Origin of the sequence: Corynebacterium striatum ATCC 6940 (genome assembly GCF_000159135.1) — a bacterium.
In the GTDB taxonomy this organism is placed as follows: Bacteria; Actinomycetota; Actinomycetes; order Mycobacteriales; family Mycobacteriaceae; genus Corynebacterium; species Corynebacterium striatum.
In genome coordinates, this window is the sequence record NZ_GG667582.1 from 1 (window position 1) to 241 (window position 241).

1 protein-coding gene is annotated in these 241 nt (G+C 32.8%); it reads right to left on the reverse strand.

Features of this window, described 5'->3' with window-relative positions; all coding sequences use genetic code 11:
• Positions 1–123 precede the first annotated feature (123 nt).
• Positions 124–228 carry a YlmH/Sll1252 family protein gene (locus HMPREF0308_RS14495; RefSeq protein WP_487042732.1) on the reverse strand — a complete coding sequence of 35 codons (105 nt, stop codon included), beginning with the start codon at positions 226–228 and terminating at the stop codon, positions 124–126.
• Positions 229–241: the final 13 nt, after the last annotated feature.

Consider the following 241-nt stretch of genomic DNA (forward strand, 5'->3'; position numbering starts at 1 on the left):
TCAATAAATTCTGTGCAACATCTTTAGCATCAGAATATACTCTTGGCTCATATAGAACAATTTTACTTTTAGATGAGTTCAAACCGGATTTGATTGAAACGACATTATCACGATTAATAGAATTCAAACCCTTTCGGTTCCAACTAAGAATTGCCATTTACCTTTACCATCAGTAAGAATATCACCGAAAGTATCTGTATTGATACCTGAATTAGCTAATGTACCCAAAATTGCACTATGA